This window comes from Iningainema tapete BLCC-T55, assembly GCF_014698965.1.
GTDB lineage: Bacteria > Cyanobacteriota > Cyanobacteriia > Cyanobacteriales > Nostocaceae > Iningainema > Iningainema tapete.
In genome coordinates this window covers 99,686-117,606 of the sequence record NZ_JACXAE010000029.1, presented here as the reverse complement: position 1 = coordinate 117,606, position 17,921 = coordinate 99,686, and the positions used below count along the sequence as shown (strand labels likewise).

Annotated in this window: 16 protein-coding genes; 7 read left to right on the top strand and 9 right to left on the bottom strand. The window is 40.4% G+C overall.

Annotated elements, in window-relative coordinates; translation table 11 throughout:
• Positions 1-262: 262 nt before the first annotated feature.
• The 4 genes from ICL16_RS07195 to ICL16_RS07180 all read right to left on the bottom strand — a co-directional run bounded on the left by ICL16_RS07195 (position 263) and on the right by ICL16_RS07180 (position 5,431).
• Entirely contained in the window at positions 263-1,957 is a 1,695-nt protein-coding gene (locus tag ICL16_RS07195) for a right-handed parallel beta-helix repeat-containing protein (protein ID WP_238360637.1), read from the bottom strand.
• Positions 1,958-2,705: 748 nt separating this feature from the next.
• Positions 2,706-3,020, bottom strand: a complete 315-nt coding sequence (locus ICL16_RS07190; RefSeq protein WP_190826171.1) for a hypothetical protein — start codon at positions 3,018-3,020, stop codon at positions 2,706-2,708.
• A 408-nt stretch (positions 3,021-3,428) separates the two neighbouring features.
• Positions 3,429-5,129, bottom strand: coding sequence for an iron uptake porin (locus ICL16_RS07185; RefSeq protein WP_238360636.1), 1,701 nt, complete (start codon positions 5,127-5,129; stop codon positions 3,429-3,431).
• A 119-nt stretch (positions 5,130-5,248) separates the two neighbouring features.
• Positions 5,249-5,431, bottom strand: a complete 183-nt coding sequence (locus ICL16_RS07180; RefSeq protein ID WP_190826170.1) for a hypothetical protein — start codon at positions 5,429-5,431, stop codon at positions 5,249-5,251.
• Positions 5,432-5,736: 305 nt separating this feature from the next.
• Between ICL16_RS07180 and thrC the strand changes: the two genes are divergently transcribed.
• Entirely contained in the window at positions 5,737-6,828 is a 1,092-nt protein-coding gene (thrC, locus tag ICL16_RS07175) for a threonine synthase (protein ID WP_190826169.1), read from the top strand.
• Between the two features lie 57 nt (positions 6,829-6,885).
• On the opposite strand, the gene ICL16_RS07170 is transcribed toward thrC, so the two are convergent.
• Positions 6,886-7,335: a hypothetical protein gene (locus ICL16_RS07170; RefSeq protein ID WP_190826168.1), complete on the bottom strand. Its 450-nt coding sequence runs from the start codon at positions 7,333-7,335 to the stop codon at positions 6,886-6,888.
• Positions 7,336-7,489: 154 nt separating this feature from the next.
• Between ICL16_RS07170 and ICL16_RS07165 the strand changes: the two genes are divergently transcribed.
• The 5 genes from ICL16_RS07165 to ICL16_RS07145 all read left to right on the top strand — a co-directional run bounded on the left by ICL16_RS07165 (position 7,490) and on the right by ICL16_RS07145 (position 12,204).
• Entirely contained in the window at positions 7,490-8,017 is a 528-nt protein-coding gene (locus ICL16_RS07165) for a DUF4112 domain-containing protein (protein ID WP_190826167.1), read from the top strand.
• A gap of 20 nt (positions 8,018-8,037) precedes the next feature.
• Positions 8,038-8,976, top strand: coding sequence for an alpha/beta fold hydrolase (locus ICL16_RS07160; protein WP_190826166.1), 939 nt, complete (start codon positions 8,038-8,040; stop codon positions 8,974-8,976).
• Entirely contained in the window at positions 8,976-9,986 is a 1,011-nt protein-coding gene (locus tag ICL16_RS07155) for an NAD-dependent epimerase (RefSeq protein WP_190826165.1), read from the top strand. The genes ICL16_RS07160 and ICL16_RS07155 overlap by 1 nt, the downstream gene beginning before the upstream one ends.
• 109 nt (positions 9,987-10,095) lie before the next feature.
• Complete coding sequence (locus tag ICL16_RS07150; protein ID WP_190826164.1) at positions 10,096-11,211, top strand: radical SAM protein; 1,116 nt, start codon at positions 10,096-10,098, stop codon at positions 11,209-11,211.
• Positions 11,212-11,499: 288 nt separating this feature from the next.
• Entirely contained in the window at positions 11,500-12,204 is a 705-nt protein-coding gene (locus ICL16_RS07145; RefSeq protein ID WP_190826163.1) for a choice-of-anchor E domain-containing protein, read from the top strand.
• 170 nt (positions 12,205-12,374) lie between these two features.
• On the opposite strand, the gene ICL16_RS07140 is transcribed toward ICL16_RS07145, so the two are convergent.
• From ICL16_RS07140 to ICL16_RS07130, 3 genes are all read right to left on the bottom strand, one after another.
• The gene (locus ICL16_RS07140; RefSeq protein WP_190826162.1) at positions 12,375-13,472 is read right to left on the bottom strand and encodes an amidinotransferase; all 1,098 of its coding nucleotides are present in this window, start codon (positions 13,470-13,472) and stop codon (positions 12,375-12,377) included.
• A gap of 25 nt (positions 13,473-13,497) precedes the next feature.
• Entirely contained in the window at positions 13,498-14,565 is a 1,068-nt protein-coding gene (locus ICL16_RS07135; protein ID WP_238360635.1) for a glycosyltransferase, read from the bottom strand.
• A 125-nt stretch (positions 14,566-14,690) separates the two neighbouring features.
• Complete coding sequence (locus ICL16_RS07130) at positions 14,691-15,968, bottom strand: hypothetical protein (protein ID WP_238360634.1); 1,278 nt, start codon at positions 15,966-15,968, stop codon at positions 14,691-14,693.
• 396 nt (positions 15,969-16,364) lie between these two features.
• On the opposite strand from ICL16_RS07130, the gene hpnK reads away from it, so the two are divergent.
• On the top strand, positions 16,365-17,261 hold the full coding sequence (hpnK, locus tag ICL16_RS07125; protein ID WP_190826161.1) for a hopanoid biosynthesis-associated protein HpnK: 897 nt from the start codon (positions 16,365-16,367) through the stop codon (positions 17,259-17,261).
• 113 nt (positions 17,262-17,374) lie between these two features.
• Here hpnK and ICL16_RS07120 read toward each other — a convergent pair whose 3' ends face one another.
• Entirely contained in the window at positions 17,375-17,635 is a 261-nt protein-coding gene (locus ICL16_RS07120; protein WP_190826160.1) for a hypothetical protein, read from the bottom strand.
• Between the last annotated feature and the right edge of the window lie 286 nt (positions 17,636-17,921).

Here is a 17,921-nt window from a genome sequence, read left to right as displayed (position 1 = left end):
TGTTTTGGTGTTAGCGTTCTTTTCCTCTTATCTTTAGGTTAAGTAAATTACTTGATATATAGTTTGATTTCGGTATGAGCGAAATAGACGATGATCGCTGCAGGATGAATTTAGTCTTTTTGTGGGATGGGCATCTTGCCCGTCCCTTATATATTCGGGGCAGGCAAGATGCCTACCCCACAAGAATCATTCCTAGATTCTGAAACACTACAAGTAGGTTGAGCTTACTTGTTACTAGTGTTCCTTATGCTTTAAATCATGGTTAAACTAGAGTGCTATTGATCGCGTTCACAATATTGCCGTTGCCCTCATTAGAAATTGGTAAGAAGCCATTACCAATAAAGTTGCTATTGATAGCATTCAAGAAGTTGTTATTGCCTTCAATTTCCAGCCCATTTTCACCATTGCCATTAGAGATAACTCCAGATAAGCCAATGATGTTGCCATCAGTGTTGATATCAATGCCGTCGTCCACATTGTTGTTAAACACTGAATTGATCAGACTGGCATTGTTGAAGCCACCTTCATCAATGTTAAACCCATTATCGCCATTGCGAACGAAACTGCTGTTACTACCAATGATAATGTTGTCATTGCCATCAATTTCAAACCCATTCTCACCGTTGCCCGCAGCAATAACTCCAGAGAACCGGACAGTGTTGGCGTCGGTGTTGACATCAATCCCATCGTTGGCATTGTTGCTGAACACAGAATCGTTCAGGCTGACATTGTTGAAGCCACCTTCATCAATATCCAACCCATCATCACTATTGTTACTGAAGGTGCTGTCGATAGCAGAAACGGTGTTAAATCTACCATCAATTTCCAAACCTTCCTCACCGTTGCGAGTTACAGTGACGTTAGACAAGCGGACAGTGTTGTCGTCGGTGTTGATATCAATCCCATCGTCACTATTGTTGCTAAACAGCGAATCACGGAGAGCGACGTTGTTGTTGCCGCCTTCATCAATGCTGAAGCCATCCACGCTATTGCCAACAAAGCTGCTGTTGCTAGCAGAAACGGTGTTACGAGTGCCATCAATTTCCAACCCATTCTCACCGTTGCCCGTCGTGGTGACTCCAGATAAGCTAACGGTGTTGTTGTTGGTATTGATATCAATGCCATCGTTGACATTGTTGCTGAACACAGAATCGTTGAGGTTGACATTATTGTTGCCACCTTCATCAATATCCAACCCATCATCACTGTTGTTGTTGAAGAAGCTGTTGGTAGCAGAAACAGTGTTGAAAGTGCCATCAATTTCCAAACCTTCCTCACCGTTACGAGTTACAGTAACACCGGACAAGCGGACAGTGTTGTTGTCGGTGTTGATATCAATACCATCGTCACCATTGTTACTGAACACTGAATCGTTGAGGCTGACATTGTTGTTGCCGCCTTCATCAATGTTGAAGCCATCCACGCTATTGCCAACAAAGCTGCTGTTGCTAGCAGAAACAGTGTTGTCAGTGCCATCAATTTCCAAACCTTCTTCACCATTGCCTGTGATCGTAACTCCAAACAGGTTAATGGTATTGTCGTTTCCGTTTACATCAATGCCATCATCTGCATTGTTTGTGATATTACTGTTCGTTACATATACAGTGCTGTTACTACCGACATCAATACCATCTAAACCGTTGGCAATAGTCAACCCACTAATTACAACATTAGCGTTATCGATCGCGAAGTTGCTAAAGGTGTTGTTACCGCTAATAGTAAGGCTTCCAGCACCAGGTCCATTAATTATCTGATTGCCAGTAATATTAAGTTGTCCTATCAGCTTAATCTCTGAATCAGGCGCAAGATTAAATACAGTTGTGCTTTGTCCACTTTGATTGTTAGCAGCATTAACCGCTTCACGTAGGGTAGTGACACCATCATTAGGATCAATAATGTCTTGCAAGCTATTAACAATGAAGGTGTAGCCAGAATTACTGTTGTAATCGTTTGACATGATTTGAAGTTCCTTCTTTGGTAGGGTTTGCTGGAAAAGCATCAAAGCTAAAGCAGGACTTTTCACTCAGTTGACTTCTAAGTTCTAGTCCAACAGATTTTTTTACCACTAGAGCTAATATAGGAAAGCTTTGTCCTACATTTGGTTTGTCAAAAGCAGGTATTTAGATTATAGAGATACAAAGTTTAAGGGCGAGAATAATCACCTGGGAAAATTCACGCTTCAGTGTGTGCCTCTTGTTTTGTCTGAGTCACGTCAAGTTTTAAAACCTTTGTCAATCAAAGGTTCCAATTGTCAGCATTGCTAAGTCATCAGCAATCTACGCGAGATTACTTTTTAGAGAACTATAGCTATAATGCTTATACAGTAATTCTTTCGGAGCAACATTTCCTCAGGCTAATATCAACCATGATTTTTCCCCTTGTTGCTTTAAATTGGTTCGTTAGGATACTAACACTTATTTGAGCTACTAAAATAGTCTTTTTAAATAAAATTCATTAAAACTTTATATAAAAGGTAGCGAAAATTATCTATAATTTTTTATAAAAGTTGTCAAAATTTAGTTAGTATAGAATATCTACAAATTTATTTTTAATGTTTAAAGTTATCCAAATAAAGTGACGCAAGCTCAGGTAAGGAATGCGATCACTTTATCTCTGCGTACTCTGCGTCTGGTGTGGTTAAATAAATAACTTTTGAACTGCACAGGCGCAGAGAGCACAGAGGAAGGAAAAGATGAGGCTTACTACTACTGTTGCATTGAAGGTGCGGCAAATATTCTGCTAGGGATTGGAATTCGTGGATTCGGTTTAGTTGCGGCTACATTAGTAGTAGAAACTTGATTATCTGCATCAGAAATAATCACAGATTTATCATCAGTAAAATCTGACTTACTGAGGTTAGATGGGATTGTATCCTCGTTAAAATTTGATGAAGATGAGGATATACTAATAGTGTTTTCTTTATTTGATTCTTCTAAATTCTGAGCAAAAGAAGGCGAAATTATCGACGCAGAACATAGCGCTATTACAAGCGTAACCAAGTTACAAGTATATGGATGCATTGTGATTACTAAAAAATGATTTTAAGGTAAAAAAGATTAGTTGCGCTGGCAACTAACAAGTAAAAATAGGTAGTCTTGTCTTCAGCCGATAGAGATACTGCAATTAATGCACCTGGGAAGAAGAATCTGCTTGTAGATGCAGATGTGTTATGCAGTTAGCGCAACTAGTCAAATAGTAGTTGTACAAGAGTTATGAATGAAAGAGGAATATCACTGAAATCTTGAATTCGTTTTAAGCACTACTAAATTTAGTGCTTTATTGACATCTTTATCAATTCTTACCTGTGATTATATAAACTTTTTATAAAAGTGTATGTGGGTTATATTAGGTAGCGTTTTCTGTAAAAGTATGTTGAACATAGGGTGAGCTTCTAAACCACCCGACAAGACATGCTGCTATGGTTTCAGCTAAAAGAAAAAGGTACTACGTAATATACCAATAGTAACTGGATCGCTGTCTGGGGTATGACCTGGTTCTAAAAGATAAATTAGTCCTGGGGTAATGCTAATATTATCTGTTAACTGTAAGCGATAAAATGCTTCGATGTGAGTAGTTGTACCTGGTTGCCCGCCTGCACGTCCTAAACCAGTACTTACAAAGTCAGGGACATTGTTTCCTACAGGTAAATCACTACTAATAATTTTTGGTGGTTGTCCGATATAAATTCCGCCTAAATTTCCCTTTTTAAATAAATCAGGGAAATTGAGATACACCATATAATTTGTTGTCTCTACACTTCCTGATCGCCCGGGAATATGAGAATTAGTATAACCACCCCAGGCACCTAAGGTGACATTTTGTGATATTTGCCAATTTACAGTAGCACCCACAGCATTAGTTTGTAGTGGTGCTGATTTTCCTAACTGCGGATCAACTGTAGTTAAGCACTCATCACCAATGAAAGTCAGTAAACAACCATTGACAGAATAATTATTAGCATAATATAAACTGACATCTAGAGAATCAGTTGGTGTTAATAGTAATTGCACTGCTGTAGTGGTGTTGCCATCAAACAAACCACTGCGTTTTCCTGGGTTTCCGGAATTTTTGCTAGAATATAAAGCCTGTAAACTGGCGCGTTTGGTAAATTGCCAATCCACAGCTATACCACCTTGACCGTATCCTATATCTAAAATTGGGTTTCTTTGGGCAAAATAAGAAAGTGGTCCTGTGGCTGCACTTTCTACTCGGTTTGGTCCTCGGAAAGCAGTGGTCATGTTTACACCTGCTGTTCCTATCATTATGGCTAAGTTGTCTGTAGCAAGCCAGTGATACCTGAGGTCACTTATGATAAACTTTTTATTAGTAGGGAATTCATAGCCGAGAATAACGTCATTACTCGATCTAGGTGCAGTAGAACCATCACCGACTACAAGACCTGTGAGTAGATAACTACGTGGATCAAATTGGCTGGTTAAGTAGAGTTGTGCTAAGGAGATGACATTGACGTTTTTACCAGGATCATCTGTGTCAGGAATTCCATCTCTGGGGTTAACATCACCACGATTGTGGCTCCTTCCTTGAACGCCAACGATCGCCAAGCCAGTAAGTTTAGTAGTAGTCGAAAATCTGTTTGCTTGAATGGACGTAGTTTGAGCCTCTAAGTTATCAACTCTACCTCGTAAAGTCACCAATTCAGCAGCAAATTCTGTCTGTAATTTCTGCAAAGCTACTAAATCTTCACGTTTTACTAGTTCGCTTTGTGCTGTTCCAATCACTTGTGATATGCTTTCCATACAGGAATTCAAACCTGCTGCGAATTCCCATCTACTTAAAGCCCGACTACCACGATACGTTCCATCTGGATAACCAGCAATACAGCCATAACGTTCCACTAAGTTTTGTAAAGCTTGAAACGCCCAATCTGTTGGCTGTACATCCTTAAGTTGAGAAACGGATGTAACTTGCGCCATCGGATCATCCGAGTAGGGGAGTGAGGGAGTGGGGGAGATAAGGAGAGAATCAACTCCCTGGCTTCCCGTATCCTTTACTCTTTGTCTCTCGCTCGGTTGTGCATAGACGCCTACGGATATTCCTTTGACTAAAACTAGTAACCAAGCCAGCGCCCAAACTTTACAAAAGCTACTAAGTACCAGTATGTATTTCAACTTTTTACACTCTCTCTCACCTACCTAAACAGAAAGTGTATTCACAACCATACTGATATGACATTGGGAAATATACTGATGGATATCCGATGAATCAGGGCGATCGCTATGATCATTTTTTATTCTTCTTGATCTGTAGTTGCTAATCTTTGCCGCTCCAAATTCATCAACTGTTGTAGTAGGGAGTCTACTTCTGCTTGTAGCGTTCTCAGCTTAGCTTGTTGATCGGCTTGATAAAAAGACTTATTGAGCTGACTTGCCACACTTTGGGTATTTTTAACGGAAATTGTCGATGTAGTCATGCTTAAATTACTCCAAAAACTCTTGTCACACCACTAGGGATATTATAGTAAGGGCATATTAAGATTTCTTAAATTATTATATATTTTCTGTAGCTCCATAGTCGTGAATTTTTTATTTGTATATTGGAGACTTAAATCACAATAACTCTGTTCCATAAATGTACCCAAGGGTAGAAGTTAGGCAAAATACTTGTAGCAATTCTTTAGTTTAGGACGAAAAAGATCAATTGGCACTGAAATTAAAATAAAATGAGCAGGTAATCAACCTGTACTCACTCTCCATATTTAATCAGCGTTTAACTACCGTGACTTCAAGCCTCCTGTCTGCTGCTACTCATCGCCAACCTTGGCTCGGACTAATAGAGCAATATCGCGACTACTTGCCAGTAAACGACACAACACCAGTTGTCACACTGCTTGAGGGCAATACTCCCCTCATCCCAGTTCCTTCGATTGCAAAGCTAATCGGCAAACAAGTGCGTGTATTTGTTAAATACGAAGGACTTAATCCTACTGGTAGCTTTAAAGACCGAGGGATGACAATGGCAATCTCCAAAGCAAAGGAAGCGGGAGCAAAAGCAGTAATTTGTGCCAGTACAGGTAACACCTCAGCGGCAGCCGCAGCTTATGCTCGACGTGGAGGAATGCGAGCTTTTGTGTTAATTCCTGATGGCTATGTAGCGCTGGGCAAATTAGCGCAAGCACTGCTGTATGGGGCAGAGGTACTAGCAGTAAAAGGAAATTTTGATACAGCACTAGAAATTGTCCGCTCCATGGCAGAATGCTATCCAGTAACATTAGTAAATTCAGTTAATCCCTACCGTTTAGAAGGACAAAAAACAGGGGCGTTTGAAATTGTCGATGTTTTGGGAGATGCTCCAGATTGGTTATGTATCCCAGTAGGTAATGCAGGAAATATCACAGCATATTGGATGGGGTTTTGTCAATATCATCAACAGCGAAAGTGCGATCGCTTACCCCGAATGATGGGATTCCAAGCCGCAGGTGCAGCGCCGTTAGTGAATGGTAAACCAGTGACACATCCAGAAACCATAGCGACAGCAATACGCATAGGCAATCCAGCCAGTTGGGAAAAAGCTCTAGCAGCGCAATCAGCAAGTATGGGAAGTTTCCACGCCGTCACTGACGAGCAAATTCTTGATGCATATAGACTTTTAGCATCAGAAGAAGGTGTTTTTTGTGAACCTGCTAGTGCCGCTTCTGTAGCTGGAATGTTACTAGTCAAAGATCAAATTCCCACTGGGGCGACAGTAGTTTGCATCCTCACTGGCAATGGTTTGAAAGATCCAGATACAGCCATTAAACATAGTAACAGTCAAATTAAACAAGGCATTGAACCAAAAATTCTCGCCGTAGCAGAGGCGATGGGGTTTTAACAAGTAAAAAGTCAAAAGAAAGAGTATTTAATCTTTTGACTTTTTACTTGGTTCTTTTTACTTCTCTTCCCGTTCTCGCGTTAAGCTATCAATAGCGTCACCTAAAGCGGTGGTGAGGTTTTTGCGAGTTTCAGCATGGTTGTCTTGCTCAGTTTTTAAAGCTTGGAGCAGGATAGCACGTTCTTTAATGACAGCAATGAGCTTAGCTTTCAATTGCTCGATTGATTTGAGTGCTTCGATTTCTAGCTCAATGGCTTTGCTTGCATCAGCGTCGCCTAGCTGGGCTTCCTCAATGCCCTGAAGTTTTTGAATTTGCGCTTTCAAAGATGCAATTGTTTCTTGAAACAAGTATGCATCTGTACGACGTTGCTCTGCTTCGATCGCATACAGTTTACGCCATTTTTCCGCACTTTCCCAACCAGCATCTCGTTCCCCTTGAATTTCTGCTAGCTGCTGTTTGAGTGTCTGAATCTCCGTCAACCATTGTTGTGTTAATTCTTGAGTCATAATATCTAGTACTAATCATATAAACTGTAGAGACGCTCCGCCGGAGCGTCTCTACTTTCGTAAACATTTTTATATCGCACTCATTCTCCCCTTGCAATATTCAAGTCTTCCGGTAAAATATTTAGCGCAACATACAGCAAAGCGTCGCCTAATAATGTCTCAACCTCCTGTTAATTTTTCTACCATTGATCCTGATGCCAAAGCACCAACCTTGAGGCGTTTGCGTCAGCTTAGCCGAATACTCGATAAAGCCATTATCATTCCAGGAACCCGGATTGGGTTCGGGTTAGATCCTATTGTAGGATTACTATTTGGTGCTGGTGATTTTTTGGGACTAATATTTTCTGCCTACATTGTCTTAGAGTCTGCACGACTGGGTGTGCCTGCAGCAACTCTAGCCAAAATGCTCTTGAATATTATCATAGACGCTATAGTAGGTGCTATCCCAGCAGTAGGAGACTTGTTTGATTTTGCTTGGACAGCCAACGAGTATAATATCAGGTTACTAGAAGATCACTTAAAGTTTCCCAGCCAGAAGAAAAGTACAGACAAATGGTTTGTACTTGCGGTTTTGGTGGGATTGTTTATTGTCACCATTGCCTTGGTAGCCTTGAGCGTGATCTTAGTGAGATTTTTTTGGTATGCTGCTGGAATAGTGTGGGGACTATTAACTGGTAGTTAAATTAGTCATTGACAAAATTAATGAAAGACTGGTGGCAATCTCAATTCCCTCAAGGGCGACAAAGTTTAATCATCACTGATGCTAATGGTTATCCTGTACGCATTGCTTATGGTGAAAAAGGTACTGGTAAACCTTTATTCTTCTTTCATGGCGCAGGTAGTTGGAGCTACAATTGGCGTTACAGCATTCCGCCTTTATCTAAGTATTTTCGCGTTATTTGTTTTGATGCCAAAGGTTACGGTTTTTCAGAGAAACCTTTGTCTCGTCGAGAGCAAAATGGTCATTTAGTGATTGAGTCAGAAAGGATTATTCGCACATTATGTGATGAACCAGTCGTAATTGTGGCAGAATCTTTAGGGGGATTAGTTGCCCTTGCCCTTGCTCAAGAATACCCAGAGTTAATAGCGCGGTTAGTCGTGGTAAACGTACCTATATTTGCTCAACGTCTACCTCATTGGGCAATGTGGTTACTTTCTCAAATACCGCTAGAAATAGTGCAAACAGTAGACGCTTTGCGCGTAACACAAATGTTTGCACCAGTAGTTAGAGAGATGATGGCAATAGAAAGGCGAGGAGTATTGTTCGATCCTTCAACACTCACCGAAGAAGATGTTTACTGGATGACTTACCCATTAATTGAGTTTCCCGGTACTCTCGCTAAAATTAGCGAAGAGTTACAAATAGCTATTAAACAAATTGAGCAATTGCAGTCAAATAAACCAACTTTGCTGGGAAAAATTCAAAATAATCTCCATGCGATTAAGTGTCCAACTTTAATTTTGTGGGGTGAACACGATTCTTGGTTTCCGGCAAGCGATGGTGTAAAATTGCACCAACTCATCCCTAAGGCAAAGTTAAAAATTCTGCCTAACTGCTGTCATGACGCTTCATCTGGTGCTAATGAAGCAGTAAATAAAGCAATTATTGAGTTTCTCCGTGATACTGATTTCTTATCATAATGGAAAAATTTTTAGTTACAGGTGTTGCTGGTTTTATTGGCTTCCATCTCAGTAATAAACTTTTGCAGATGGGAGCAGAAGTGATTGGAATTGATAATATTAACGACTACTACGATGTCGGCTTAAAACATTCCCGCTTAACTCAACTAAAAAATTACCATAACTTTCAATTTTATAAATTAGATGTAAGCGATCGCCCTAGCATTTCTGAGTTATTCACACATCACTCGCCTACCAAAGTAATCCATTTAGCGGCTCAAGCAGGTGTGCGTTACTCAATTACCAATCCGCATACTTATGTAGATACTAATTTAGTCGGTTTCATCAACATTCTTGAAGGTTGTCGTCACTCACAAGTAAAACATTTAGTATTTGCTTCCTCAAGTTCAGTGTATGGAGCAAATACAAAAAGACCTTTTACTGTTCATGATAATGTAGACCATCCCATTAGCTTATATGCAGCAACAAAAAAGGCAAATGAACTAATGGCTCACTCTTACAGCCATTTATATAATTTACCAACAACAGGTTTACGCTTCTTCACTGCCTATGGTCCTTGGGGACGCCCAGATATGGCATTATTCTTATTTACTCAAGCAATTTTACAAGATCAACCGATCAATGTTTTTAATGAAGGTAAGATGCAACGAAACTTTACTTATGTTGATGATATTATTGAAGCAGTGACTCGCGTTGTAGACAAAATTCCTCAACCAACTATAGATAAAACTAACTTCACCTTAGATCCAAGTACAAGTTTTGCTCCTTACAGAATATATAATGTTGGTAGTGCCAAATCGGTAAAATTAAATTACTTCATTGAAGTTTTAGAAAATTATCTCGGCAAAAAGGCAAAAAAGAACTTACTTCCTCTCCAACCGGGTGACATTCCTGAAGCAGATGCGGATGTTCAAGATTTGGAGCAGGAGTTTGGTTTTAAACCAAGTACACCTGTAGAAGTTGGAATTCCCAAGTTTGTAGATTGGTATCGTTCTTACTACGGGGTTTAATAAATATTTAGGAACCACAGATGAACACAGATAAACTATCTGTGTTTTTATTTTTATACAATAGTCCTAATCAAGTAAAATCTGTATTAAATTTATATTGAAAGATATTATGTCCCAAGATAGCTCGGCTATAGGTTCAAAACGACGCTCTTTATGGCAAATGGGACTACAAGGAGTGTTAGATGGTGGTCCTGGTAGTTGTCATTTCGCAATTAACAGTGCGTGCAATGCTCACTGCGGATTCTGTAGCTTTTCAGTAGATCGTCTGCCTAAAGAATTAAGGCAATCTGTGACGCTGGATGATGCTAAGCAGGCGGCAGAAATCCTCCTCCGCAATGGGGTGTACTTCATATTTTACGTTGGCGGCGAGCCAATGCTCCATCCGCATTTGAATGAGATGATTGCCCATGCATCTAGTATCGGTATAGCACCGATGCTTGTGACTAACGGTTCGCTCCTCACACCAGAGCGAGTTGATGCGCTGGTTGATGCAGGGTTGGTAAGCGTTTTTATTTCCATTGATGCAACTGATGTAGAAAAGCATGAACAGAACCGGGGATTAAGGGGAGTGTGCGATCGCATCCGCGCCGCCAATGCCCAATTCCGCCGTCGCAATCTCACGCCCACAGCCTCTGTCACCATGAGCCGACTGGTGGATGATTACCAAAAGTTGCCACCATTCTTAAAGTCGCTAGGATTTGACAGTGTTACCTTTTCCTATCCGCTTACCACTTTACCATCAAGCTATCTAAGTCACGCCGAGTCAGAGCTAGTTGACTACACTGATGAAGAGTTGTATGACTGCTTCGAGCAAATGAAGGCACTCAAAAAAGATTTTCCCGTCCTCAACCCCATCGCCTCAATTGAGGATATGCAACGCCATTTACGTGGAGAACCCGAACAATTTGGTTGTTTAGCAGGTTGGAAGTTTTTTTATCTAGACTGGCATCTTAACCTCTACCGCTGTCACAACTGGGATAAACCAATGTGCCACATCACAGAATTTGACGGTTCACAGCGAGTGCGTGACGGATGTACCTCATGTATGATTGACTGCTACCGCGACGGCAGCGTGATGATGCAAATTGGCATGGGCGTTAGTGATGGCTTACAGGCAGCCGCTAAGGGAAACCTCAAGCAAGCCTGGAAATATTGGTTTGACAGTAGAAATCTAGTTTCCATCAAATCAGTTTTAGAAATATCATCTTGGGTAGGACATTTGTAAACTCACTCAGCTATTAGTCGGTTTTATCCGACTTCAGCTACTCGCGCCTTGCACGCTTTATGCAAGGCGCGAGTAGTAGTAGCCAAAAGTGCCATGACACTTACAGTGACTGAGTGGAAACTCATCAAAATTTTACTCAAACTGTTGGCATAATAGCTATTTAGTGGAAACGAACGGATAAAAAAGTTTACAAAAAGTTACGTAGAATTCTCAAACCCGATCACAAAACTTAAGAGTTAGAAATGATATAGAAACTCACCACTCAGGGTTTAAGCAGGCTATCCTAAGATGAATACGAAACTTTTGGGTCTTCTCACTGCTACAACTGCACTTACAGGTATTGTTGCAACAACTGGAGTAGCCAATGCAGCTACACTATCTTACACTGCCAATACAGATTTTGAAACCACGAATATCATTAACTCTCCTCTAAGTATCAAAAAATTTGACGCAGAGTTAGGCATACTCAACAGTGTGAAGATAGATTTCACTGGCAAGATCCAAGGTGATGCCGGTTTTGAAAGTAGAGACGCAAAACCAGCTACCATCACACTAGATTTTTCTGGTTTACTGGAATTAAAACTAGCAGACGGTCCATACCTCTTCAATAATATTAACCCGAAACAATCTTATAGCTACAATGTCACAGCCTACGACAAAAAACTAGATTTTGCAGGAACTTCTGGAAATACAGTAGAAGGCTTGATGGCAACACAATCTGCGAGTAAGACTTTCGCCACCAGCGAGTTTTTAGATTATTTTACTGGTATGGGCGATGTGAACTTCTTGTTCTCAGCTTTAGCTGACTCAAAAGTAACAGGTAGTGGTAACATTTCTTCTTATGTTAACACTGAAGCTGCGTCAAGCGTCAAAGTCACATATAACTACACCAAGAAGAAAAAAGTACCAGAACCTACTACCTTGTTAGGTATTGGGCTAGTTGCTGGCTATGGTTTCCTCTCTCAAAAAAAGAAAAGTTTAGCTAAGGTTTAATACCACCTATTTTTACAACCCTCTTTAATTGATACCTAAATGTAGAGACGTTACATGTAACGTCTCTGAGCGTGATTAGACATCGACCGAATTTAATTGTGCATTATTCAGAATCCATGTAGAGACGTTCCGGGGGAACGTCTCTACATGTTTTTCGCAGATGTCTATTGTTAAAAATACGATTTTAATTCTCCTCTTCTTCTGATATCAAGAGTTGCACAGTGGAATGAGCCACCAAAGGTGCCATAATAACGAAAAGAACAGGGAATTGGTTCAAAGCCCCAGTCTTTAAAAGCTTTAATCATAGTTTCTTGATTTTTTTCCACGATGACTCGTTTTTCATCAAGCATCAACACGTTTATGCTGATCCATTTGCTGCACATGGAGACGATAAACCCAGAGACTGGATCGGGTTCGGGAGCGACTAATACATCCCAAGATTTGAGAATTTTTGGTAGTCTATCTACATCTATATATTCAGGATTTACTAACACTTTACCTGGGGCAAGAGGCATAAAGGTGGAATCAATATGCATCGGGTTGCGAGATCTACTTTCAATTTCATGAATTGTATATTCTTCTCCCAAATGCCTTCTTAACCATTCAATCCCAAAATCATTTGTGACATTACTTTTGGTGACAAATATATCTTTACCACAACGAACAAAATCTGCCGCATCAAAAACAGGTTCAAATTCATTAATTACATAACGCAGCGGCTCATCTTTTGTAGGAGGTTTGAACTTATAGTCATAGAGTTCGTCGAGTAATTCTGGCTTGGGAGCAGCAGTCCATTTTGCACCCTTAGCAAAGTATTCTTTGAATAATGAGCGATAAGCGTTTATTTCAAAGTATCTTGAACGCCAAGGCATAGGCGTTTCGATAATTTCATCACCTATAATTAGGATTCCATCTCTAGGACAAGAGGTAGTAAATCCTTTTGATTTCCACTGGGGAGTTTTATACTCACGAGAAAAATCAATTATATCTGGTCGTCTGACAACAACGCCTTCTGATTCGAGAATATGAATAAATTCATCTAGTTCTTTTTGCGCACGCTTAACGACGAAACCAGGATAACGGCGTCCGGCAAAAAATGGGTAGAATTTTGCTGCTGTTGGCGGGATGGTATAGGTAACAGTAACATGACTAGAAGGTAGTCTAGCTCCTTCTAACCTACCCACAATAACTTCTTCTAGTGGGTCCCATTCATTATATGAATTGACTGGGCAAGTTTTATTCTCAATGCTGTTTACTGTTTGTGTCATAAATTTCTTCTCTTTTTTCCAAGCTTCATTCTGTGAGTACGCCACCTACCCCTATCGATAGTCGTCGCCCACGCCAATAGATACTGTTACCAAAGGCTCCCCCAACAAAGGTGACAAAACTTAATATATCGCGGAGTGGTAACGTCCACAGCCAGCGAACTAGCTTGGGACAATTCATACCATAAATTGCTGTCAACGCTTGTACAGTTCTCACAGCTATGGTGAAAAAGCATAGAATTACCGCCCAAGGATGAAAACCTGAGATTAAGAGTAGAAGTATACAGTAAACAGTGCCGTATGTGAAGATATTACCGTAATATAAAGGACCTTGATTCCACCTGATTGTTCTCGCCCAGCGTAACTCTCGCCGGAACAGTTGTTGAAAGCTTTCATTTCCACCATCAGTTTCTAGAACATAGGGTGATAGTTCAACTCTATATCCAGCTTTAGCTACCATATTACCAATGAGGTAATCGGAACCAATCCAGTTGACAATTGTTTTTAATCCACCTGCTTGAGCCAAAATAGATTTGCGGGTAGCCATTGTTGCGCCGATCGCAAAATCTAATTTACCTCCATTCAATTTTCGTGCCAGCAGGATACTCGGCAGATTATCGATGCATCGTCCCAAGGATGCTAAAGCCGTTACTAAATACTTCGGTTCGTGACCTAGATAGCCGCATGTTACCAAACCTACTGCCCTATCTGCTAGAGGTGCCGTTACCGTCTGTAGGTAGTGCGGCTGTACATACATATCGCTATCGGTGAATATTATTATTTCATATTTTGCCGCATCTATCAAATGGATGAGATTACTAATTTGATAGTTGAGTCCCAAGACTTCTAAACCATAAATTAATCTAGCGCGATCGCTATACTTAGCAACCACCTCCTCCAGGATCGGAATCGCTGGATCTTTGGGGTTCATTACCCCAAAAAGTACTTCGTAATTTTCGTAATCTTGTGCAAAGAAGCTTTCCCAGTTTTTTTGCGCATCTTCATCTACCCCAGCAACGGGAATTAATACCGACACTGGTTCAGAGCAAGTATTTAGTTCTTGCTTGTGATTAAAAAAGAATTGAACTGTGCTCATTGCACACCAAGTATAATATGCTACCGCACCCGCGATCAGAACAAGTAGCACTAATTGTAAAGCAATCATGATGGAGGAAATTTGCAACTAATCGGTTACAAATTTTGAATATAGACTATAACTAGTTAATCCCCAAACTGAATCGCTTGAACTTTTGCTAACTTGTGCCTTTGTTGATAGCTGAGCATACATAGCGTAATCACTAATAAAAAAAGAGATTTTACCGTTGATGGCTCTGGTACACTCTGCACTTCATTACCAGGAGGTTTGCTACCGACAGTATCAGGTACACCACTGTCACCACCACCACCCACTATGTTGGGAGCAATATCGCCGATTATATTTGCCACAGGAACTGGTAATGATGAATTATCTCCGTTAAGAAATAATAGCAAAAGTAGAGCTAGAGGACCGCCTGCCAGCCATCCGGGGAAATCTTCACCTTCTGTGACGAAGACATCTCCGCCGATACCAGCAGGAAGATCGATAGCGATCGCGTCTCCCTCTAACAATGCCAGCGGGCTTGCTAAAAAGCTTTCTCCCGGAAGTCCTTCTCCAACCAGTGCAGTTAACTCCTTGCCAATTCCAATAATTGGTCGTCCCCACTCTCCGCCTTCTAGAGTATATGGATGAGAAAGTACATGAAAAATACTTTGTTGTAGTTGTGTCTCATCTCCTTTATTCAAGGCTTCTATCCCTTGAGAGAGTGTTTGTTGATAAAATTCCTTCATTTTAGGTGACAGATCCAGAGACTGAATCTGTTGTTCAATGTTAGGAATTTTTGCCACCTCTTCTAGTAGAAGACGACCATAAGAAAGTTTCAAATTCACTAAACCACTACGAAGACTCAGAGCGTCATTTGTCCCTGATAATGGCGCCCAACTGAAATTCTTCGTCACAAGTCCCAAACCTTCCACAGGGTTACGACTGAGAGTCTGTCCAAGCAAGTATTGATACCCATCCATAATGTGGGTTGAGTCATTTTGCCAGAATGAGGCATAGGGAACTTGAGGAAGATTGGGATTGTTTCCGTAAAAATTAGCAAACTTGTCGTAATTTTCTTGACCTCCTGCGGCTCGTAATAAGAGGTCACGGTAACTAGAGCCGTTATTTTTTTCCACTAATTCTTGGAGTACTGTTCCAGTCTTGTTGCAGCTTAGACCAAATCCTACATCACATGCAGGAATACTACGCATCTTACTCAGATCGCTGCCTGATAGCTGGTACTGTAGATACTCTGACTCTAATCCTGGTTGAACTCCATGATTGCCAAGATTTAATTGAGCAGAAGCAGATTGGCTTGTACCCATAACTGCTGCTACAGAAGAGAATGTAATGCAAATAGCGGTTGGTACTAACTTCGGCTCTTGAGCTGAGATTCCGTTTTTAATTGACTTCAACAAGATAGACCTCCTGTAAACAAATATCCGAATTGAAGTGGGAAGCTGTACAGTCGCTCTGGTAGAGCGTTTGTACTGATAATTCACGTTTAGAAGGAGATGCACTCTTGTTTGCTGACAATTTTAATAAATTGCTTTGAACAGCTTCTTTGCTGGATCGTTGAATTTTCCCTACAACTATAGATTGGTATAATTTTATTCTTTTCGCATTGATCTAAATCACACTTGCAGAAAATTTGATTTAGTTTTTGCTGTAGAATTAATTCAGTGTTTTCACATAGTTTATGCACCACTTTAATACTTTTACACATTTGTTGTGCATAAAGATGAATAAACAATGAAAATTCGCTTAAAATGTCTAAAGTTTTGATAATTAAAAGTAGATAACAGAAAGTTTTTATGAAAGAAAAAAGGGCATTGCCCTTACGTCGCCGATTCGTAATTATCAATGGAGACGATTTTGGATTCTCAAAAGGTGTTAACCAGGGAATCATCACTGCTTATGAGCAAGGAGTGCTAACCAGTACTAGCCTCATGGTGACAGGAGAGGCTTTTGATGAAGCAGTGGCACTGGCTAAATCTCATCCAAACTTGGCAGTTGGGTTGCATCTAGTGTTAGGTAGCGCTAAGTCAGTATTACCGCATTCCCAAATTCCTCACCTAGTTGACGAAGACGGTAATTTTTCTGACAAACTTAATCAAGCAGGTGTGCGCTATCATTTGAGTAGTAAGGCTCGTCGTGAGCTACCTTTGGAAATTCGCGCTCAACTAGAAAAGTTTCGCTCTACCGGGTTGCCACTTTCTCACGTTGATGGTCATAACCATATGCACTTCAACCCGGTAGTATTACATACTTTGGTTAATCTAGCTCTTGAATTTAACATCAAAGTTATTCGGCTTCCCCACGAAGAACTGAGCTTGACTTTGAACATTGATAGTAAGAACCGCCTGATCAAAACTGTTTGGTACTATGTTTTTGGTGGGCTACGTTGGTACGGAGAGCGTTTACTCAAATCGAAAGGAATTGCTTTTAGCGATCGCGTCTACGGAACGCTGCAAACTGGGTACATGAGCGAATCTTACTTACTTGGTTTGATTCCTCAGATTAAGGCTAACTTTGTCGAAATTTATTCTCACCCAGCTATTGCCATTCCTGGAGAACCAAGTAACGGACCACAAGGATCGGGTATGTTAGAACTAGATGCGCTCGTCAGTCACCGAGTTCGCGAAGCTTTAGATCAAAATGGTTTTGAGTTAACTAACTATCATAACCCAAACATCTCATTAGTTTTATAAAATTGTGCAGTTTTGCTTACTTGCTAGCTACGTTAAGATTCCGGTTCCAAAACAAGCTGCGCAAAAATTTTTAAGAATGACTCACAGTATTTTGGTATTGGCGATGTTGTTACTTAATCATCGTCATCTTTGTCATCGTCATCTTTGTCATCGTCATCTTTGTCTTTGTCTTCGTTATCGTCATTATGTGTGGTGGCTGGTGACGATGCAGGTGCGTTATACATGGTTGGCAATGTTGGCGACTGCTGTATTGTTGATGAAGATTTTCGTAACACTGATAAAATAATCATAGTAAAGATTATGGCAGTAACTGCTGCTACAGCTAGGGCTATGACTTCAAATTTTTTTTTCCTGTTTTCATCCTTTGGTTTCATAAACAGTCACTAGCGGCGATTTGGGCTACGCGGTTATGTATCAGATATAGCTTACTTCTACTTAAGCGAGTCTACCATTAGACGGAAATTTAAAAGCTTCATTCTCAAGAAAGAGCAATTCAAGTTGAATTTTCCTGTACATTGCAGTCAAAAGAGAAATTTCTCGCGCTTAGTACCGCAGCATAAAAGACTTGCGATCTACAGCGCTTGTATTGATGTATTATCGCCTTAAGGCTTTTGCACAGGGTTTAATTTAAATAGAGAGGAATAATATGGCATCAGCAAA